1 protein-coding gene is annotated in these 1190 nt (G+C 62.0%); it reads left to right on the top strand.

The annotated features are described in order from the left end of the window. Positions 1-533 precede the first annotated feature (533 nt). A complete protein-coding gene (locus JMJ56_RS33085) occupies positions 534-1151 on the top strand; it encodes a bestrophin-like domain (RefSeq protein ID WP_202836116.1) in 618 nt (205 codons plus the stop codon). The last annotated feature ends 39 nt before the right edge of the window (positions 1152-1190 follow it).

Consider the following 1190-nt stretch of genomic DNA (forward strand, 5'->3'; position numbering starts at 1 on the left):
GATCAGCCTCCCCCACCGGGGGCAAGCGAATCACGATCCAGCGCCAATCGCGAGAGGGAATTTCAGCAGCCTGCTAGGCGACGGCTCGCTTCAAGGTCAGCGCCTCAAGCGCGATCCGCTGGGCCGCGCTGGTGCGGAAGGCGGGTTCGGTGGTTGCATTGCAAAGTTTGCGGCAAGTCGCAGATGGCCGCGACAGGTCCAAGGGATTGTCACGTGCTGATCGGCCAACCTAAGGTGTCAGGATGAAGGCCCGCAAGCCACTCGGCGTAGGGTGTCGTGTGGGCAAGGCGTGTGTTCAGGTCAGGGGCACCATCGTCCCACTAGACCGGTCTTCGCTCAACCACTGCAATCTTCGCAGCGTTTACGCATGACCGGGCCGCCTCCCATGCCTCGTCATCAGCAACGTCTGCAGCACAACAAACGGATGATGCAATCAACCATGAAGCGAGATGCATTCCGGCTCGCACCAGCATCGGGAGATAGACAGCCCAGCAGCCACCCCGGCACCTTGCTGCGGCAACGGGAGTATCTCCATGACCGCAGGCGTGATCGCTTTTATGGTGTCCGTTTGCGTCTTCGCGGGCGGGATAACTGGGCTCCTGCTTAACCGTATCCTCCCCGAACACCACCTTACCAAGGAAACCACTGACGCGGTTCGCCTCGGCATCGGCATGCTCTCTGTCCTCGCTGCGCTCGTGCTCGGGCTCCTGATCGCAACCGCTCGAGAGTCTCTGGACGCCGCTGACCGAATCGTCCGCGGCATGTCGGCCAACCTGATCGAGATCGATCAGGCCCTCGATGCCTATGGTCCCGAGGTCGCTCCAACCCGCGAACTTTTGCGTCGCTATGCTGCGGCCATGCTGAGGGACAACTGGGCACGGTCGGGACATGACGTCCTCGACGAAGGCAGGCTGGTTGGCACCACGCTGGAGCAGGTCCGTCGGGCTGTACTTGCCCTCAAGCCGGCGGATACTGCGCAGCACTGGCTGCGAGACCAAGCTCTGGCAATCAGTGGGGCTCTGCTGAAGGCTCGCTGGGAGCTGCTCAAGCGGCAGGACCTCCCGATCCGGTCAGCATTCCTCGTAGTCCTAACGTCTTGGATCACATTCATCTGTAAGCGTCCGGCCTCCATCGCCTTCTCTGGCTGCTGAGGTGCGTTGAGGCTGGCGGCCTTAACGTCGGGCGTAAGG

It is taken from the genome of Belnapia arida, assembly GCF_016773205.1.
GTDB classification, from domain to species: Bacteria; Pseudomonadota; Alphaproteobacteria; order Acetobacterales; family Acetobacteraceae; genus Belnapia; species Belnapia arida.